General features: G+C 65.6%; 17 protein-coding genes. 11 read left to right on the top strand and 6 right to left on the bottom strand.

What is annotated here, in order from left to right:
• Positions 1-75: 75 nt before the first annotated feature.
• From puuE to BG61_RS16155, 5 genes are all read left to right on the top strand, one after another.
• A complete protein-coding gene (gene puuE, locus BG61_RS16135) occupies positions 76-1,032 on the top strand; it encodes an allantoinase PuuE (protein WP_035941730.1) in 957 nt (318 codons plus the stop codon).
• Positions 1,029-1,550, top strand: coding sequence for a 2-oxo-4-hydroxy-4-carboxy-5-ureidoimidazoline decarboxylase (gene uraD / locus BG61_RS16140; RefSeq protein WP_035933223.1), 522 nt, complete (start codon positions 1,029-1,031; stop codon positions 1,548-1,550). The genes puuE and uraD overlap by 4 nt, the downstream gene beginning before the upstream one ends.
• Before the next feature lie 48 nt (positions 1,551-1,598).
• Positions 1,599-2,612, top strand: a complete 1,014-nt coding sequence (gene alc / locus BG61_RS16145) for an allantoicase (protein WP_035933222.1) — start codon at positions 1,599-1,601, stop codon at positions 2,610-2,612.
• Positions 2,609-3,109 carry an ureidoglycolate lyase gene (locus BG61_RS16150; protein WP_035933221.1) on the top strand — a complete coding sequence of 167 codons (501 nt, stop codon included), beginning with the start codon at positions 2,609-2,611 and terminating at the stop codon, positions 3,107-3,109. The genes alc and BG61_RS16150 overlap by 4 nt, the downstream gene beginning before the upstream one ends.
• Before the next feature lie 211 nt (positions 3,110-3,320).
• Entirely contained in the window at positions 3,321-3,803 is a 483-nt protein-coding gene (locus BG61_RS16155; RefSeq protein ID WP_035933220.1) for a DUF1579 domain-containing protein, read from the top strand.
• A 102-nt stretch (positions 3,804-3,905) separates the two neighbouring features.
• Here BG61_RS16155 and BG61_RS16160 read toward each other — a convergent pair whose 3' ends face one another.
• A complete protein-coding gene (locus BG61_RS16160) occupies positions 3,906-5,099 on the bottom strand; it encodes a urate hydroxylase PuuD (protein WP_035933218.1) in 1,194 nt (397 codons plus the stop codon).
• Between the two features lie 112 nt (positions 5,100-5,211).
• Complete coding sequence (gene uraH, locus BG61_RS16165) at positions 5,212-5,565, bottom strand: hydroxyisourate hydrolase (RefSeq protein ID WP_035933216.1); 354 nt, start codon at positions 5,563-5,565, stop codon at positions 5,212-5,214.
• 470 nt (positions 5,566-6,035) lie between these two features.
• Here uraH and BG61_RS16170 point away from each other — a divergent pair, with 470 nt between their 5' ends.
• The gene (locus BG61_RS16170; protein WP_051672565.1) at positions 6,036-7,403 is read left to right on the top strand and encodes an 8-oxoguanine deaminase; all 1,368 of its coding nucleotides are present in this window, start codon (positions 6,036-6,038) and stop codon (positions 7,401-7,403) included.
• A gap of 60 nt (positions 7,404-7,463) precedes the next feature.
• Here the strand turns inward: BG61_RS16170 and BG61_RS16175 are convergent, their stop codons facing one another.
• Complete coding sequence (locus BG61_RS16175; protein WP_035933211.1) at positions 7,464-8,396, bottom strand: LysR substrate-binding domain-containing protein; 933 nt, start codon at positions 8,394-8,396, stop codon at positions 7,464-7,466.
• A gap of 249 nt (positions 8,397-8,645) precedes the next feature.
• Here BG61_RS16175 and BG61_RS16180 point away from each other — a divergent pair, with 249 nt between their 5' ends.
• The 4 genes from BG61_RS16180 (at position 8,646) to BG61_RS16195 (ending at position 13,656) form a co-directional block, all read left to right on the top strand.
• Positions 8,646-10,235, top strand: a complete 1,590-nt coding sequence (locus BG61_RS16180; RefSeq protein ID WP_035933209.1) for an ABC transporter ATP-binding protein — start codon at positions 8,646-8,648, stop codon at positions 10,233-10,235.
• Between the two features lie 5 nt (positions 10,236-10,240).
• Entirely contained in the window at positions 10,241-11,353 is a 1,113-nt protein-coding gene (locus BG61_RS16185; protein WP_035933206.1) for an ABC transporter permease, read from the top strand.
• A gap of 22 nt (positions 11,354-11,375) precedes the next feature.
• A complete protein-coding gene (locus BG61_RS16190; protein ID WP_035933204.1) occupies positions 11,376-12,305 on the top strand; it encodes an ABC transporter permease in 930 nt (309 codons plus the stop codon).
• A gap of 256 nt (positions 12,306-12,561) precedes the next feature.
• Complete coding sequence (locus tag BG61_RS16195) at positions 12,562-13,656, top strand: BMP family ABC transporter substrate-binding protein (protein ID WP_051672566.1); 1,095 nt, start codon at positions 12,562-12,564, stop codon at positions 13,654-13,656.
• A 186-nt stretch (positions 13,657-13,842) separates the two neighbouring features.
• Here BG61_RS16195 and BG61_RS16200 read toward each other — a convergent pair whose 3' ends face one another.
• Entirely contained in the window at positions 13,843-14,052 is a 210-nt protein-coding gene (locus BG61_RS16200) for a dodecin (protein WP_035933202.1), read from the bottom strand.
• 159 nt (positions 14,053-14,211) lie between these two features.
• On the opposite strand from BG61_RS16200, the gene BG61_RS16205 reads away from it, so the two are divergent.
• Entirely contained in the window at positions 14,212-15,087 is an 876-nt protein-coding gene (locus BG61_RS16205; RefSeq protein ID WP_035933199.1) for an NAD(P)-dependent oxidoreductase, read from the top strand.
• 25 nt (positions 15,088-15,112) lie between these two features.
• Here the strand turns inward: BG61_RS16205 and BG61_RS16210 are convergent, their stop codons facing one another.
• Both BG61_RS16210 and mscL read right to left on the bottom strand, forming a co-directional pair.
• Positions 15,113-15,604, bottom strand: coding sequence for a hypothetical protein (locus tag BG61_RS16210; RefSeq protein WP_035933197.1), 492 nt, complete (start codon positions 15,602-15,604; stop codon positions 15,113-15,115).
• Positions 15,605-15,949: 345 nt separating this feature from the next.
• Entirely contained in the window at positions 15,950-16,390 is a 441-nt protein-coding gene (gene mscL, locus BG61_RS16215) for a large conductance mechanosensitive channel protein MscL (protein WP_035933196.1), read from the bottom strand.
• Between the last annotated feature and the right edge of the window lie 42 nt (positions 16,391-16,432).

The raw sequence follows: 16,432 nt of genomic DNA on the forward strand, positions 1-16,432 counted from the left end.
TGCGCTGCCGTATGGGCGCACCGGGGTGTTTTCGCTACACTGATCCATCGATCCACCGCTTAATCGTTCACCGCCATGTCAATCGATCCGAACTATCCACGCGACCTGATCGGCTACGGCCGCCACCCGGTGCAGGCGAACTGGCCCGGGCGCGCGCGCGTCGCCGTGCAGTTCGTCCTGAATTACGAGGAGGGCGGCGAGAACTGCGTGCTGCACGGCGATCCGGGCTCGGAGCAGTTCCTGTCGGAGATCGTCGGGGCGGCCTCGTTTCCCTCGCGCCACATGAGCATGGAGTCGATCTACGAATACGGCTCGCGCGCGGGCGTCTGGCGGTTCCTGCGCGAGTTCGAGAAGCGCGGTTTGCCGCTCACGATCTTCGGCGTCGGCATGGCGATCGAGCGGCATCCGGAACTCGCACGCGCATTCGTCGAGCTGGGGCATGAAATCGCGTGCCACGGCTACCGGTGGATCCACTATCAGGACATGTCGCCGGAGCGCGAGGCGGAGCACATGCGTCTCGGCATGGAGGCGATCGAGCGCGTGACGGGCGTGCGCCCGCTCGGCTGGTACACCGGGCGCGACAGTCCGAACACGCACCGGCTGGTGGCGGAGTACGGCGGCTTTCTCTACGACTCCGACTACTACGGCGACGACCTGCCGTTCTGGATGGACGTCGAAGTCACGGGAGGCAGGAAGTCGCCGCAACTGATCGTGCCGTACACGCTCGACACCAACGACATGCGTTTCGCGACCCCGCAGGGCTACAACACCGGCGAGCAGTTTTTCACCTATCTGCGCGATGCGTTCGACGTCCTCTACGAAGAAGGCGACGAAGCGCCGAAGATGCTTTCCGTCGGCATGCATTGCCGCCTCCTCGGACGCCCGGGGCGGTTTCGCGGCCTGCAGCGCTTTCTCGATCACATCGAGAAGCACGACCGCGTGTGGGTGACGCGGCGCGTCGACATCGCGCGGCACTGGCGCGAACATCACCCCTGCGAGGGCGGCAAGCACTCCAACGAGACCACGGCATGAAGGCGATGCACTACACACTGGAACAACTCAACACGCTGCCCGCCGATACGTTCGTCACGGTGCTCTCCGGCATTTTCGAGCACTCGCCGTGGGTGGCCGAAGCGGCAGCGTCGCAGCGGCCGTTCGCGAGCGTCGGCGCGCTGCACACAACCATGTCGGGCGCGGTCGAGGCGGCGGGCGAAGCGCGGCAGCTCGCGCTCATCAATGCCCACCCCGAACTCGCGGGCAAGGCGGCGGTGCGCGGCGAACTCACCGAGGAATCGACGCGCGAGCAGAGCGGCGCGGGCCTGAACCTCTGCACGCAGGGGGAATTCGACCGCCTGCAGGCGCTCAATGCCGCGTATCGCGCGAAGTTCGGCTTTCCTTTCATCCTTGCCGTTCGCGGTTATGACCGCCACGGCATCATCGCGAACTTCGAAAAGCGCGTGAACCACAGCCGCACCGAAGAGCTTCGCGAAAGTCTCGACCAGATCTACCGGATAGCGCGTTTCAGGCTCGACGACCTGATCACCGCCTGACGCGCCGCTTCATCCGCTTTTCACCGTACAACGAACCAGGACACGACAATGGCAATTCCGACACTCGACCCCAACGCGCCCGAATTCACGCGCCGCTACGTCAATCTCGCGGACCCGCGTCTCGGTGCCCAGGCGCTCGAAGCCAGCGACGATTTCTTTGCACCGAAAGAGCGCATGCTGAACCCCGAGCCGGCGGTGTTCATCCCCGGCAAATTCGACGATCACGGCAAGTGGATGGACGGCTGGGAAACGCGCCGCAAGCGCACGACCGGCTACGACTGGTGCGTCGTCAAGCTTGCGCGCCCGGGCGTGATCAAGGGCATCGACCTCGACACGAGCCATTTCACCGGCAACTTCCCGCCGGCGGCATCGATCGAAGGCGCGCATGTTGCGGAGGGCGCCGCGCTGAACCAGTCGACGGCATGGACGGAAATCGTGCCCTCCATCACGCTGCAGGGCAACAGCCACCATTACCTCGACGTCGCCTCGGCCGAGCCGTTCACGCATCTGCGCGTGAACATCTACCCCGACGGCGGCATCGCGCGCCTGCGCGTGTACGGCCAGCCGCAGCTCGACTGGAGCCGCGCGAGCCGCAGCGAACTGTTCGACCTCGCGGCGATGGAAAACGGCGCGTACCTCGTCGCGACCAACAACCAGCACTTCGGCCTCGCGTCCACGCTGCTGATGCCGGGCCGCGGCGTGAACATGGGCGACGGGTGGGAAACGCGGCGCCGTCGCGAGCCGGGCAACGACTGGTGCGTCGTCGCGCTGGCGCAGCCGGGCATCATCAAGAAGATCGAAGTCGATACCGCGCACTTCAAGGGCAACTATCCGGACCGCTGCTCGCTGCAGGCGGCGTACGTGAAGGGCGGCACCGACAGCTCGCTCATCACGCAGGCGATGTTCTGGCCGGTACTGCTGGGCGAGCAGAAGCTGCAGATGGACAAGCAGCATTTCTTCGAGTCGGAGCTGGAGTCGCTCGGGCCGGTCACGCATGTACGCTTCAACATCATTCCGGACGGCGGCGTATCGCGTCTGCGTCTGTTTGGAACGCTCGCATGAAAAAGCTCGCCATTGCCCCGTTGACGCGTGCTGCGTTCAAGCCTTTCGGCGACGTCATCGAGCTCGATGGCGCGAAACAGATTCCGATCAACCTCGGTACGACGATCCGCTATCACGATCTCGCGAACATCGACGTGGAGGACGAGGGCGGCCGCCCGCTCGTGAACCTGTTTCGCGGCCAGCCGCGCGCGCTGCCGTTCGAAGTCACGATGCTCGAGCGGCATCCGCTCGGCAGCCAGGCGTTCATCCCGTTGAACGACAAGCCTTATCTCGTCGTGGTCGCGCCCGCGGGCGATCTGGACGAGAAGGAAATCCGGGCATTCGTCATACGCGGCTGGCAGGGCGTCAATTACGCAAAGGGCGTCTGGCACCATCCGCTGATCGCGCTCGATCAGGTGAGTGACTTCATCGTCGTCGATCGCGGCGGCGAGGGCCACAATCTCCACGAGCAGGATTTGCACGAGTCGCTGTGGCTGACCGGAGATGCGATGCGGTAAGCGGCTGCTGAATGCCGTTTTCATAAGGGACCGTCAACATGCGGTCCCTTTTTGTTTTGGCTCACACGTGGTGGCTCTTGCAGCGTGCATCCCAATGGCTTGAGTATTACAATCGCCTTTCAATCCGGCGCTTGTGACTTGTTGCCGGAACCAATCGACTGTGCCGCGGACCGTGCCGCGCTGCGGCACTGACCCCACAAGGAGACTGGGCATGAAAGTGGAACCGCAGAAGGAACACGCTTGGCTGCAAAAGCTGCTTGGCGACTGGACAGCGAAGGGCGAGGCGGTGATGGAGCCCGGGCAGCCGCCGCAGCAATGGGAGACGACCGAGCATGTGCGTTCGATCGGCGATGTCTGGGTTCAGTGCGAAGGCGAGGGCGAGATGCCCGACGGCGATCCGGCCACGACCGTGATGACGCTCGGCTACGACACGCAGAAAAAGCAGTTCGTCGGGACGTTCATCGGATCGATGATGACCAACCTGTGGGTCTACGAGGGCTCCCTCGATGCCGACGGCCGCACGCTCACGTTGAGCGCGGAGGGCCCCGATTTCGGCAACGAGGGGAAATATGCGCAGTACCGCGACGTCATCGCGTTCGAGAACGACGACCATCGCACGCTGACGTCGTACATGCTCGACGCCGACGGCAAGTGGAACCCGTTCATGACCGCGCATTACCGGCGCAAGCGCTGAGCTGCCAAGAGCCAGGCGTCGTCGACGCCGCGGCTCGAAGAGGGAAAATTCCGGGGGCCGTTGCGCTGCACGAAGCGGCAAGTCCCCCGGACGACCAGCGGCTTACCGCACCGCGCCGCTGTCGAACCACGCGGCGATTTTCTGGCGCTCCGCATCGGTCATCTGCGTGACATTGCCGATCGGCATGGCCTTGAGGGTCACTGCCTGCTGATGCACGCGCTTCGCGTTCTGCGAGATTTCATCGGGAGTATCGAGCAGCACGCCGGCCGGAGCGCTGCCCATCATCGTTGGATGCGACGAGTGGCACGATGCGCAGCGCTGCTGGATGATCGGCGCGATATCGGCCACCTTGAGCGTGGGCGCGCCCGCCACCTGAACAGGCGTGGCCGAGGGCCTGGGCATCGTCCAGGCGAACGCGGCGAGCACGAGCACGAGGCCGGTCGCGGGTAGATACCACAGCACCTGGCCGCGATGCCGCATCACGAAGAACTGCCGGATCAGCGCGCCCGCGAGCATGATGAGCAGCAGCACGGCCCAGTTGTACTTGTGCGTGTAGGTCATCGCGTAGTGGTTCGACAGCATGACGAACACCACCGGTAGCGTGAAGTACGTGTTGTGCACCGAGCGCTGCTTGCCGCGCTTGCCGTAGATCGCCTTGGGCACTTCGCCCTTCAGCATCGCGTCCACCATCTTGCGCTGGCCCGGAATGATGACGAAGAACACGTTGGCCGACATGATCGTCGCGAGCATGGCGCCCGTGATGAGATAGGCGGCGCGTCCCGCGAAGATATGGCACGCGAGCCACGCGGCGATTACCACGTAGATGCCGACGCCGATGCCGAGCAGCCGGTCGTTGTTGCCGAGCATCCTGCACAGCGAGTCATACACGATCCAGCCCGCCATCAGGAAGCCGAGCGCCGCCGATACCGCGACGACCGGCCCCATGTCGAGCACGTTCTTGTCGATGAGATACGTGCTCGGCGACGCGAGGTAGATCACCATGAAGAGCCCGAAGCCGGACATCCACGTGGTGTAGGACGGCCACTTCGACCAGTGCAGGTCGTCGGGCATGTTCGGCGGCGCGACGGTGTACTTCTGCATGTTGTAGAAACCGCCGCCGTGCACGTGCCACAGTTCGCCGAACACGCCGCGCTTCGCGAGCGTCGGGTCCTTCGGCGGTTTCAGGCTGTTGTCGAGCGCGACGAAATAGAACGACTCGCCGATCCACGCGATCGCCACGATGACGTGCAGCCATCGCAGCGCGAGGTTGAGCCAGTCGGTGATAAAGCCTTCCATGAAACTCCTCCACTACGTATTTGTCTTGGCGCAGATCGTCGGGCGGCGCCGTGGGGACGCGGGCGCCATCGATGCGCGCTTATAGGTTTCTCAGGTCTCTCAGGTTCTTCTTTCAGCTTCCGCGGTACGTGCTGTAAGCCCACGGCGAAACGAGCAGCGGCACGTGATAGTGCGACGCCGCATCCGCGATGCCGAAGCGCAGCACCACGCGATCGACGAAGCGCGGTTCGGGCACTTTCACGCCGATAGCGGCGAAGTAATCGCCTGCGTGGAACACGAGTTCGTATTCGCCGGCGACGAGCGCTTCGCCTTCGAGCAGCGGTGCGTCGCAGCGGCCGTCGTCGTTCGTGAGGGTGGTTTTGAGCGCGCGGCGGGTGTCGCCCGACAGCGCGAAGAGTTCGACCTTGATGCCGGCGCCGGGACGTCCGTGCGCGGTGTCGAGCACATGGGTTGTGAGCTTGCCCATTCGCATGTTCCTCGTGTTGTGCGATGAACGGCTGCGCATCGATCCCAACCAGTGCGTCGGCGGCGGATCGAGGCTCCACGTGAGTGGCTACATACCCGTCGGCGTGATCAGATGCGCGCCGTGTACAGCATTTTAGAAACTCGGGGGCCGCTGTGCACGAACGATAGGGAAGATAATCCCCAGCGCATGACGGCAGCGTGCAAGCCGCGCGGTGCGGGCTCGAACGGCCGCCTTTGCGCCGCTTGCCCCGTCCGCCGACGATGCCCCGTCCGATGCTAACCGCGCCAAAATTCGCGAATATATCGGGATAGTGAACCCGACTATGGCGGGGTTCTGATTGTCAGCCGGTTTTTGGCTGCCGACAGTGGTGCCTCGCACAGCAGGGCGGTGCGTCCCGAAGACGGCGATCGACGCTGGGTAACCGGGGCTTTTCCTTCACCCCGACCTGGATTCCCCAACGGAGACCGACAATGGAACAAGGCTCACGAACGCTTCTCGTCAAAAACGCGCAGGTGCTGGTCACGATGGACGGCAGCCGCCGCGAGATTCGCGACGGCGGTCTTTATATCAAGGGCAACCGCATCGAGGGCGTCGGCCCGGCGAGCGAATTGCCGGAGCATGCCGACGAAGTGCTCGACCTGCGCGGGCATCTGGTGATTCCAGGCCTCGTGAACACGCACCATCACATGTATCAGAGCCTGACGCGCGCGATTCCCGCCGCTCAGAACGCTGAGCTGTTCGGCTGGCTCACGAGTCTGTACAGGATCTGGGCGAACCTGACGCCCGAGATGATCGCGGTATCGACGCAGACCGCGATGGCCGAACTGCTGCTCTCCGGCTGCACGACCTCCAGCGATCACCTGTACATCTATCCGAACGGCAGCCGCCTCGACGACAGCATCGCGGCCGCGCGCGAGATCGGCATGCGCTTTCACGCGGCGCGCGGCAGCATGAGCGTGGGGCAGAAGGATGGCGGACTGCCGCCGGATTCGGTCGTCGAAAACGAAGACGCGATCCTGAAGGACACGCAGCGGCTGATCGAAACCTACAACGACGAAGGCCGTTACGCGATGCTGCGCGTTGTCGTCGCGCCGTGCTCGCCGTTCTCGGTGAGCCGCGAACTGATGCGCGACTCGGCGGTGCTTGCGCGGCAGTACGGCGTCTCGATGCATACGCATCTGGCGGAAAACGTGAACGATGTCGCGTACAGCCGCGAGAAGTTCGGCATGACGCCGGCCGAATATGCCGAGGACCTCGGCTGGGTCGGGCACGATGTCTGGCATGCGCACTGCGTGCAGCTCGACCGCGCGGGCATCGATCTCTTTGCGCGCACCGGGACGGGCGTCGCGCATTGTCCGTGCTCGAACATGCGCCTCGCTTCGGGCATCGCGCCCATTCGCGCGATGCGCGACGCGGGCGTGCCGGTGGGACTGGGCGTGGACGGCTCGGCGTCGAACGACGGCGCGCAGATGGTGGGCGAGGTGCGCCAGGCGCTTTTGCTCCAGCGCGTGGGTTTCGGCCCGGACGCGATGACGGCGCGCGAGGCGCTCGAAATCGCGACGCTCGGCGGCGCGAAGGTGCTCGGCCGCGACGATATCGGCGCGCTCGCGCCGGGCATGGCCGCGGACTTCGTGTCGTTCGACCTGTCGCAGCCCGCGTTCGCTGGCGCGCTGCACGATCCGGTGGCGGCGCTCGTGTTCTGCGCGCCGTCTCAGGTTTCGACGAGTGTGATCGACGGGAAGGTGGTCGTGCGGGAAGGGCGCCTGACGACGCTCGAACTCGGCGCGCTCGTCGAGCGGCACAACCGGCTGGCAGGAGCGCTGGCGAACCGGGCCTGACGCCGGGGCGAGGGAGCGCCAGGGCCGCGCGGCGGACCGCGCCGTGAGGCGCGAGGCCTGTCAGGGCGTGTCGATCAGCGAGCGCGTCGCTTCGGCGACGAGGCTGCGCAGCCAGCGGACTTCGTCGGAGTAGTGGCAGCGCTCGTGCCACAACTGGTAATACTGCATCGGCGGAAAGTCGAGCGGCGCGGGCACGACTGCGAGCGGCAGGAATTTCGCGTAATGGTCGGCAAAGAGGCGCGTCGTGGTGAAGACGAGATCCGACTTGATCAGCACGTAAGGCGCCAGATTGAAGTACGGCAGCGTGACGACCACGTGGCGCTTGAGCCGCTCGCGCGCGAGATGCACGTCGATCGCGCCGCGCTGGCCGACCGAATAGGGCGTCGGCGCGAGGTGCGGGGCGTTCAGGTACTGGTCGAGCGTGAGGCCGCCGCGCTTCGCGAACGGATGTGTGTTGGAAACGAGACACACGATCTTGTCGACGAAAAGGTTCGACAGATGCAATTGTTCGGGCGGCTCCGGCCAGTTGCCGACGACGATGTCGAGCTTGCCGTCCTCGAGCGCGAGTTCGTAGTCGAAGGCGGGGCCGAGCGAATGGAACTCGAGCGTCGCGTTGGGCGCGGCGATCCGGAACCGCTCGACGACCGTCGGCACGAACAGCACGTTCAGGTAGTCCGGGCAGCCGATGCGATAGCAGCGCACCGACGTCGCTGGATCGAAGTTGTGCTGCTGGACCTTGATGCGCTCGATTTCGCGCAGCGCGTTCTGGGTCGGTTCGAGCAGGCGCAGGCCGTATTCGGTGGGCACCATGCCCGACTTGCCGCGCACGAGCAGCGGGTCGCCGGTGATGTCCCGCAGGCGCCGCAGCGCCGCGCTGATAGCGGGCTGCGACTGGTTCAGCTTGACGGCCGCGCGCGTGACGCTGCGCTCCATCAGCAAGGTATGCAAGACGCGCAATAGATAGGTATCGATCGCCTCGCGCTGCTGACTCATGTTATCTCCGTTATATGTTCGGGCTGATCGACAGGGGTGTGGGACATATCATTTTTAATATGACACAAACATTGCGTCAAGGTGGGCTAACCCGCAAGCATTGGGCGGGCGGGGTGCCGGCCGCTATTTTGAGTTATCGACGGAATGCGTCGAATTCGGTATCTTCTGCCCGCAGTCCGGTTGCGCGCGCTGCGCGCGTGCCGGGCCCCGGTATCCACGTCACGCTCGCATTGCGCACTTCCTGACCTCATGGGCGACGCCACTTTCACCTCCACCTCGCCGCCTGGCGCAAACGCGGCGCCGCGCCTCGCGCTCGCCGGCATCAGCAAGCAGTACCCGGCCGTGAAGGCGAACGACGATGTGACGCTCGCCGTCGCGCCCGGCGAGATCCACGCGGTGCTGGGCGAGAACGGCGCGGGCAAGTCGACGCTGATGAAGATCATCTACGGCGCGGTGCGGCCGGACGAGGGCGAGATCCGCTGGGAGGGCGAGCTCGTCGAGATAGGCAGTCCGGCGGCGGCGCGCAAGCTCGGCATCGGCATGGTGTTCCAGCACTTTTCACTGTTCGAGACGCTCACGGTCGGCGAGAACATCGCGCTCGCGCTCGACGAGAAGTTCGACCTGAAGGCCTTGGCGAGGCGTATCCGCGAAGTCTCGGCGGACTACGGGCTCGACGTCGATCCGCAGCGGCACGTGCACAGCCTGACGGTCGGCGAGCGGCAGCGCGTCGAAATCGTGCGGTGCCTGTTGCAGAACCCGCGCCTGCTCATCATGGACGAACCGACCTCGGTGCTCACGCCGCAGGCGGTCAAGAAGCTCTTCACGGTGCTGCGGCGGCTCGCATCGGAAGGCTGCAGCATTCTCTACATCAGCCACAAGCTCGACGAGATCCAGGCGCTCTGCGAGTCCGCGACGGTCATGCGCGGCGGCCGCGTGACGGGCCGCGTCGATCCGAGGAAGGAAACCCACGCATCGCTCGCGCAACTGATGGTCGGCCATTCGCTGCCCGACTACGCACGCCGCGCCCACACGCCGGGCGACGCGCGCCTTGGCGTGTTCAATCTGTCGGTGGCGAGCCCGGACCCGTTCGGCACGTCGCTCGACAACGTCTCGTTTTCGGTGCGCGCGGGCGAAATCTTCGGGATCGCGGGCGTGTCGGGCAACGGGCAGGCGGAACTGCTCGCGTCGCTCTCGGGCGAGATCCGCGACAGGCATGCCGCCCCCGACGCCGTCGTGATCTGCGGCAAGCCCGCCGCGCGGCTTTCCGCCGGTGCGCGCCGCGCGCTCGGCTTCGCGTTCGTGCCCGAGGAGCGGCTCGGGCGGGGCGCGGTGCCGGCCATGTCGCTCGCGGACAACGGCCTGCTCACCGCGCATCGCGAAAACATGGTGCGCGGCGGCTGGATCAGCGCGAAGGCGGTGCGCGCGTTCGCCGAGCGCTGCATCCAGTCGTTCGACGTGCGCTGCGGCGGCAGCGGCGCGCTCGCGCAGAGCCTCTCGGGCGGCAATCTGCAGAAATTCATCGTCGGGCGCGAGATTCTTCAGGAGCCGAAGGTGCTGGTCGTCGCGCAACCGACGTGGGGCGTCGACGTGGGCGCCGCCGGGTTCATCCGCCAGCAGCTGCTCGATCTCGCGGCGCGCGGCGTCGCGATCCTCGTGATCTCCGAGGAACTGGAGGAGCTCTTCGACATCTGTGACCGCATCGCCGTGCTCGCGCGCGGCAAGCTCTCGCCCGTGCGCGCGACCGGCGAAACGAACGCCGAGGAGATCGGCCTCTTCATGGCCGGGCTCTTCGACGGCAGGCGCGGCGAGCCCGCCGCCGTGGACTCAATCGACAAGTAACAACAATGAACTTTCCCTACCGACTCGAAGCACGCCCGAGCCCGTCCCGCGCGATGCAGCTCGCGGTTCCGCTCGTCGCCGCGGTCGCGACGCTCGTCATCGGCTTTCTGATTTTCAGCCTCGTCGGGCAGGACCCGTTGCGCGCGATGCATGCGTTCTTCATCGAGCCGCTCTCGAACGTGAACGGCTGGTCCGAACTCGTGCTGAAGGCGTCGCCGCTCTGCCTGATCGGCCTCGGGCTCGCGGTCGGCTACCGCGCGAACGTCTGGAACATCGGCGCGGAAGGGCAGATGCTGCTCGGCGGGATCGTGGCGGGCGGCATTGCGATTCACGTCGGCGACGCGTCCGGCTGGTGGACGCTGCCGCTGATGATGGCGGGCGGCGTCGCGGGCGGGATGGCGTGGGCGGCGATCCCGGCGCTTCTCAAGAGCCGCTTCAACACCAACGAAATCCTCACGAGCCTGATGCTCACCTACGTCGCGACGCAACTGCTGATCTACCTCGTGAGCGGGCCGTGGCGCGACCCGGAGGGCATGAACTTCCCGATCTCCGCGATGTTCGTCGACGACGCGCTTTTCCCGCGCCTCTACGGCGACTGGCACTGGGGCTGGCTAAAGGGCACGCGCATCAACGCGTCGGTGTTCCTGACAGCGATCGCGATTCCGCTCGTCTGGCTCTTCATGCGCAAGAGCTTCGCGGGCTACCGGATGAACGTCGGCGGCCTGGCGCCGCTCGCCGCGCGCTACGCCGGCTTCTCCGACAAGAAAACCATCTGGACGTCGCTGCTCCTCTCCGGCGGCCTCGCGGGTCTCGCCGGGATGGGCGAGGTCGCCGGGCCGATCGGCCAGCTGCAGGCGGGCTGGTCCCCGGGATACGGCTTCACGGCGATCATCGTGGTGTTCGTCGGGCGGCTGCATCCGCTCGGGATCGTGCTCGCGAGCCTGCTGATGGCGCTTCTCTACCTCGGCGGCGAGGCGGTGCAGACGTCGCTGCAACTGCCGCAGGCGCTCGCGGGCGTGTTCCAGGGGCTCCTGCTCTTCTGCCTGCTCGGCTGCGACCTGTTCGTCAACTATCGCGTGCGGCGCCGGGTTCCCGCGCATCACGCCGCGCATTCCTGATTCTTCCGGGGCTCATAGCAAGATGGACATCAATCAGGCCAGCACGCTCGCATCGAGCGCCGTCGTCGCCGCGATCCCGCTGATGTACGCGGGCGCGGGAGAGCTCGTCGCCGAGAAGTCCGGCGTGCTCAATCTCGGCGTCGAAGGGATGATGCTGATGGGCGCGGTGAGCGGCTACGCCGTCACCGCGATCACGGGCAGCCCGTGGCTCGGCATCTGCGCGTCGGTTCTCGCGGGGCTCGCCATGTCGCTCCTGTTCGGCTTTCTCACCATCACGATGCTCGCGAACCAGGTCGCGACGGGTCTGTCGCTCACGATCTTCGGCATCGGCTTTTCGGCGTACGTGGGCAAGCCGTACACGTCGGCGGCGGTGCGGGCGTCGATCGACGCGATGCCGATTCCGGGCCTCGCATCGATTCCGGTCATCGGCCCCGCGTTCTTCTCGCTCACGCCGCTTGGCTATCTCGCGTTCATCATGTTCGGCGTGATCGGCTGGTTCCTGTACCGCACGCGCGCGGGGCTCGTGCTGCGCTCGGTGGGTGAATCGCCGGCGGTCGCGCATTCGGTGGGCTTTCCGGTGGTGGGCGTGCGCTATGGCGCGACGCTCTTCGGCGGCGCGATGGCGGGCATCGCGGGCGGCTACTATTCGATCGTCTACCTGCACATCTGGCAGGAGCAGCTGACCTCGGGCCGCGGCTGGATCGCGCTCGCGCTCGTCGTGTTCGCGACATGGCGCCCCGGGCGGCTCATGATCGGCGCGCTCCTCTTCGGCGCGGTGATGGCGCTGCAGTTCTACGCGCAGGCCGTCGGCGTGCCCGTGCCGACGCAGTTTCTCGCGATGCTGCCGTATCTCGCGACGATCGTCGTGCTCGTGCTGATCTCGCGCAATCCGAACACGATCAAGCTGAACGCGCCGGCGTCGCTCGGCAAGCCGTTCTTCGCGGCAAGCTGATCGACGGCAATTGACGACGGCCGGCGTGCCGGGTCGCGCAACGGAAGGCAAACCGGCTGCGCACCGGGCGGCGCATCCGTGCTGCAGATTCGCCCGTCATCGCGACCCCGCGCATCGGGCGCCCGCTTGCAGCCCCTGTGTTGCGCAGCGGCAGCACGCGACCGCACGCGGTTCCGCTCCCATTTTTGACCGCCGAAACTGGCACGATTTCGTTTCATACACAACATCGCATACAACATCGACGAGGAGAATCACAATGAACAAGCCATGGCTGAACGCGGTGACCGCGGCGGGCGCGGCGCTCGCGCTGTCCGCGACGCTGGCGGCGGCGAGCGCGAACGCGGCGGACGCGCCGGGCATCGCGTTCGTCTATCTGGGCAATCCCGGCGACGCGGGCTGGACCTACGCGCACGACGTCGGCAGCAAGGAAGCTGAGGCGAAGTTCGGCAACAAGATCAGGATTTCGCGCATCGAGAACGTGCCCGAATCGGCGGATTCGGAACGTGTGTTCCGCGATCTCGCGAACAAGGGCAACAAGGTCATCTTCGGCACGAGCTTCGGCTATCAGGACTTCCAGCTGAAAGTGGCGAAGGACTTCCCGGACACCATTTTCCTGACGGCGACCGGCTACAAGAAGGCGAAGAACTTCGGCACCTACGACGTGCGCATGTACCAGGGCGCGTATCTGGCGGGCGTCGCCGCGGGCTACGTGACGAAGACCAACACGCTCGGCTTCGTGGCGTCGGTGCCTATCCCCGAGGTGATCCGCAACATCAACGCCTACACGATGGGCGCGCGCTCGGTGAACCCGAAAGTCCACACCAAGGTCATCTGGATCAACAGCTGGTTCGATCCGGGCAAGGAAAAGCAGGCGGCCGAAACGCTGATCGGCCAGGGCGCCGACGTGCTCCTGCAAAACACCGATTCGAACGCGACGCTCGCCACCGCGGCCGAGAAGAAGGTCTACGCATTCGGCTGGGATTCGAACATGAAGAAGTTCGGCCCGAGCGCGCATCTGGGCTCGGTGGTCGCGCACTGGGGCGTGTATTACACGGCGGTGATCCAGCAGGTCCTCGACGGCAAGTGGAAGAATGATCCGGTATGGCTCGGCATGCCGCAGAAGGCGGTCGACCTGGAGGACCTGAACGGCGGCGCGATCCCCGCCAACGCGATGCAGGCCGTGAGCGCGAAGCGCGAAGAACTGCACGGCGGCAAGTGGGACGTCTTCACCGGCCCGATCAAGGATCAGACGGGCGCGGTGAAGATTCCCGCCGGCAAGACGCTCACCGATCCGGAATTGCAGCGCATCAACTGGTATGTGGAAGGCGTGGACGGCTCGCTGCCGAAGTGATGTCGCGGTGATGCCGCGATGACGCCGACGTGAACCATGCGCCGGAACGGCCGGCGCGTGGCAAAAGGTACACGGCGCATGGAGCGGTCGCGCCGGGAAGGGAACAAAAAAGCCGCGCTTCGAACTGAAGCGCGGCTTTTTTCGTGTCGCGTGCACGCTCGGGTGTGGCGTGCGCGCCGTGCCCGCTCAGTCCTCGATGCGAAGTCCGACCTTGAGCGTCACCTGCCAGTGCAGGACCTTGCCGTCCTCGATGTGCCCGCGCGTCTCGGTCACTTCGAACCAGTGCATGTTGCGCAGCGTCCTGGATGCCTTCATCAGGGCGACACGCACGGCGTCGTCGCTCGATTGCGGGGACGAGCCGGTGAGTTCGATGTGCTTGTATACGTGTTCCGACATGGTCTTCTCCTTGGGGTGAGGCGGTTGGCGTTGCATCGCGAGGCGTGCAACGGTGTTGCAGCAAGGTGTGCGCCACGGCTTTGCTGGTTATGCTCTCGAGATGCGAGATGGCGGTGCGTTCGCCATGTGATTTCAATTAAAGGACATGAAGGAGCGACGGTGAAGATCGGATTTTGTGGGCCGGGGCTGATGGGTGCGCCGATGATCCGGCATCTGCTGAAGGCCGGGCATGCGGTGTCGGTATGGAACCGCTCGCGCGAGAAGGCGCTTGCGCTCGCCGCCGACGGCGCGCAGGTCGTCGATACGCCCGCCGCGCTGTCGGGCTGCGAGGCGGTGTTCCTGTGCCTGTCGAATGGGCAGGCGGTGGGCGAAGTCGTGTTCGGCGACGGTGGCGTGCTGAACGCGCCGGGTGCGGCGGTGCGCCCCGCCTGGATCGTCGACCATTCGAGCATCCGGCCCGACGCCACGCGCGATTACGCCGCGCGCGCAGCGGACCTGGGTGTCGCGTGGGTCGACGCGCCGGTGTCGGGCGGAGTCGGCGGGGCCGTGGCCGGCACGCTCGCGGTGATGGCGGGCGGCGACGCCGCCGCGATCGACGCGCTGCGCGGCGTGATTGGCGCGTATGCGTCGCGGGTCACGCACATGGGGCCGTCGGGCGCGGGGCAGACGTCGAAGCTGTGCAATCAGGCCATCGTGTCCGCGACGATCGCCGCCATTGCCGAGGCGGTGAACCTCGCGCAGAAGAGCGGGATCGACGCGGCGCGCCTCACCGAAGCGCTCGCGGGCGGCTGGGCGGATTCGGTGCTGCTCCAGACGTTCGTGCCGCGCATGACGCGCGACGAGCGCCCCGTGACGGCCACGATCCGCACGATGCAGAAGGATACCGAGGCGATCGCCGCGGCGGCGGCGCAGGCAGGCGCGCCGATGCCGGTGCTGGATGCGACGCGCGCCGTGCTCGCGCAGGCGGCCGGACGCGGACTGGCCGAAGCCGACCTGTCCGCGATGATCGAAGTGTTGAAGTCGCCCGGAGCGTGAGCCGTCCGGCGAAAGGGCAGAAGATTCAGCGCAGCGGCCGCGAGGCCGCGTCGCCGGCGTCCTGCCGGCGTGTGCCGCGACGCGTGCGCGACGAGGCGGTTGCACCAAATTCGCTCAGGATCTGCGAGCGGGCGCGGCTCGCGAACACGAGAAAGCCGAAGCCGTTTGCCTCGTACCAGTAGCCGCCGTTTTCCAGGCCGTCGAGCGGCTGTTCGAGCGCATTGGTGATCGATTCGACACAGCGCCGGTGCAGTTCCTCGATGGCGGGATAGGGCGGCTGCGCACCCCGCACGCTGCACAAGAGGACGTCGAGGCCGGGCAGGACGTGAGCGTAGAGCACCGGCTCGTCCTGCGCGCGTGCGCGCGCGATCTTCGTGTCGAGCTGGCCGAAGGCTTTGAAATGCCGAAGCACGGCGAGAAACGACTCGTCCCCGTCGACCTTCACGCGCTTACGCTTTTTCGGGAAGGACATAAAAATTCGCCTGAAAAAGAATTGCAAGAAACGCAGCGTCCTCATGCGGCCACTCCCGTCTTGCGGGCCGCACGTCGATCTTTTATAGCACATCGAAGTGGTCGATTCACGGCGATTCGGATGGACGCTGCACGTCGCCGGCGATTGTTCGCCCGGACGATGCGCTACGCGCACGAATCGTGCCGAAAACCTGCGGCGGCTCGCTTGGCATCAGTCTCAATAATAGTCCCGCAAATCTGCGCGCGACGAAAATTCGTGAAGAAAAAAGATGGTGTGCGCACGCTTTCAGTGTAGCGGCAATAAAAAACCCGCGCCGAAGACGCGGGTCGGGTGCGGCTCGAATGCGGGTCCGTTGCGGACCGCCGGGCGGCGCAGGTTTGGGCTTGCGCTTTACGCGCGCGGCGGATTCTTCAGCGAGTCGCGGATTTCGCGCAGCAGCAGCACGTCCTCGGGCGTCGCGGCGGGCGCGGATTCCTGGGGCTTCTTCAGATTGTTGATGAACTTGACCATCAGGAAAATGATGAACGCGAGAATGATGAAGTTGATCAGCACGGTGATGAACGAGCCGTAACCGAACACGGCGATGCCCGCCGTCTGGAGGTCCTTGTACGAGTCCGGATTGCCCTTGAAGGTGGGCGGTATGTTGCCGAGCCTCACGAACAGATTCGAGAAATCGAGTCCGCCCGTCGCGAGCCCGACGACCGGCATGATCAGATCCTTGACGATGGAGTTCACGATGGTGGAGAACGCCCCGCCGATGATCACGCCGACAGCGAGGTCCATGACGTTGCCCTTCAGGGCGAAGTTCTTGAATTCGTCGATCATGCTCATGCGTGGCTTCCTCGGGTTGAAGTTCGTGAAATCGGCAGCAGA

This window comes from Caballeronia glathei, from assembly GCF_000698595.1.
GTDB lineage: Bacteria > Pseudomonadota > Gammaproteobacteria > Burkholderiales > Burkholderiaceae > Caballeronia > Caballeronia glathei.

What these genes read in the sequence shown, in the direction of transcription:
- BG61_RS16210 (WP_035933197.1), bottom strand. Translation starts at nt 15,604, where the DNA reads ATGAGGACGCTGCGTTTCTTGCAATTCTTTTTCAGGCGAATTTTTATG.
- BG61_RS16170 (WP_051672565.1), top strand. Translation starts at nt 6,036, where the DNA reads ATGGAACAAGGCTCACGAACGCTTCTCGTCAAAAACGCGCAGGTGCTG.
- uraH (WP_035933216.1), bottom strand. Translation starts at nt 5,565, where the DNA reads ATGGGCAAGCTCACAACCCATGTGCTCGACACCGCGCACGGACGTCCC.
- BG61_RS16155 (WP_035933220.1), top strand. Translation starts at nt 3,321, where the DNA reads ATGAAAGTGGAACCGCAGAAGGAACACGCTTGGCTGCAAAAGCTGCTT.
- BG61_RS16175 (WP_035933211.1), bottom strand. Translation starts at nt 8,396, where the DNA reads ATGAGTCAGCAGCGCGAGGCGATCGATACCTATCTATTGCGCGTCTTG.
- BG61_RS16160 (WP_035933218.1), bottom strand. Translation starts at nt 5,099, where the DNA reads ATGGAAGGCTTTATCACCGACTGGCTCAACCTCGCGCTGCGATGGCTG.
- BG61_RS16190 (WP_035933204.1), top strand. Translation starts at nt 11,376, where the DNA reads ATGGACATCAATCAGGCCAGCACGCTCGCATCGAGCGCCGTCGTCGCC.
- BG61_RS16185 (WP_035933206.1), top strand. Translation starts at nt 10,241, where the DNA reads ATGAACTTTCCCTACCGACTCGAAGCACGCCCGAGCCCGTCCCGCGCG.
- puuE (WP_035941730.1), top strand. Translation starts at nt 76, where the DNA reads ATGTCAATCGATCCGAACTATCCACGCGACCTGATCGGCTACGGCCGC.
- BG61_RS16150 (WP_035933221.1), top strand. Translation starts at nt 2,609, where the DNA reads ATGAAAAAGCTCGCCATTGCCCCGTTGACGCGTGCTGCGTTCAAGCCT.
- BG61_RS16200 (WP_035933202.1), bottom strand. Translation starts at nt 14,052, where the DNA reads ATGTCGGAACACGTATACAAGCACATCGAACTCACCGGCTCGTCCCCG.
- BG61_RS16180 (WP_035933209.1), top strand. Translation starts at nt 8,646, where the DNA reads ATGGGCGACGCCACTTTCACCTCCACCTCGCCGCCTGGCGCAAACGCG.
- uraD (WP_035933223.1), top strand. Translation starts at nt 1,029, where the DNA reads ATGAAGGCGATGCACTACACACTGGAACAACTCAACACGCTGCCCGCC.
- mscL (WP_035933196.1), bottom strand. Translation starts at nt 16,390, where the DNA reads ATGAGCATGATCGACGAATTCAAGAACTTCGCCCTGAAGGGCAACGTC.
- BG61_RS16195 (WP_051672566.1), top strand. Translation starts at nt 12,562, where the DNA reads ATGAACAAGCCATGGCTGAACGCGGTGACCGCGGCGGGCGCGGCGCTC.
- alc (WP_035933222.1), top strand. Translation starts at nt 1,599, where the DNA reads ATGGCAATTCCGACACTCGACCCCAACGCGCCCGAATTCACGCGCCGC.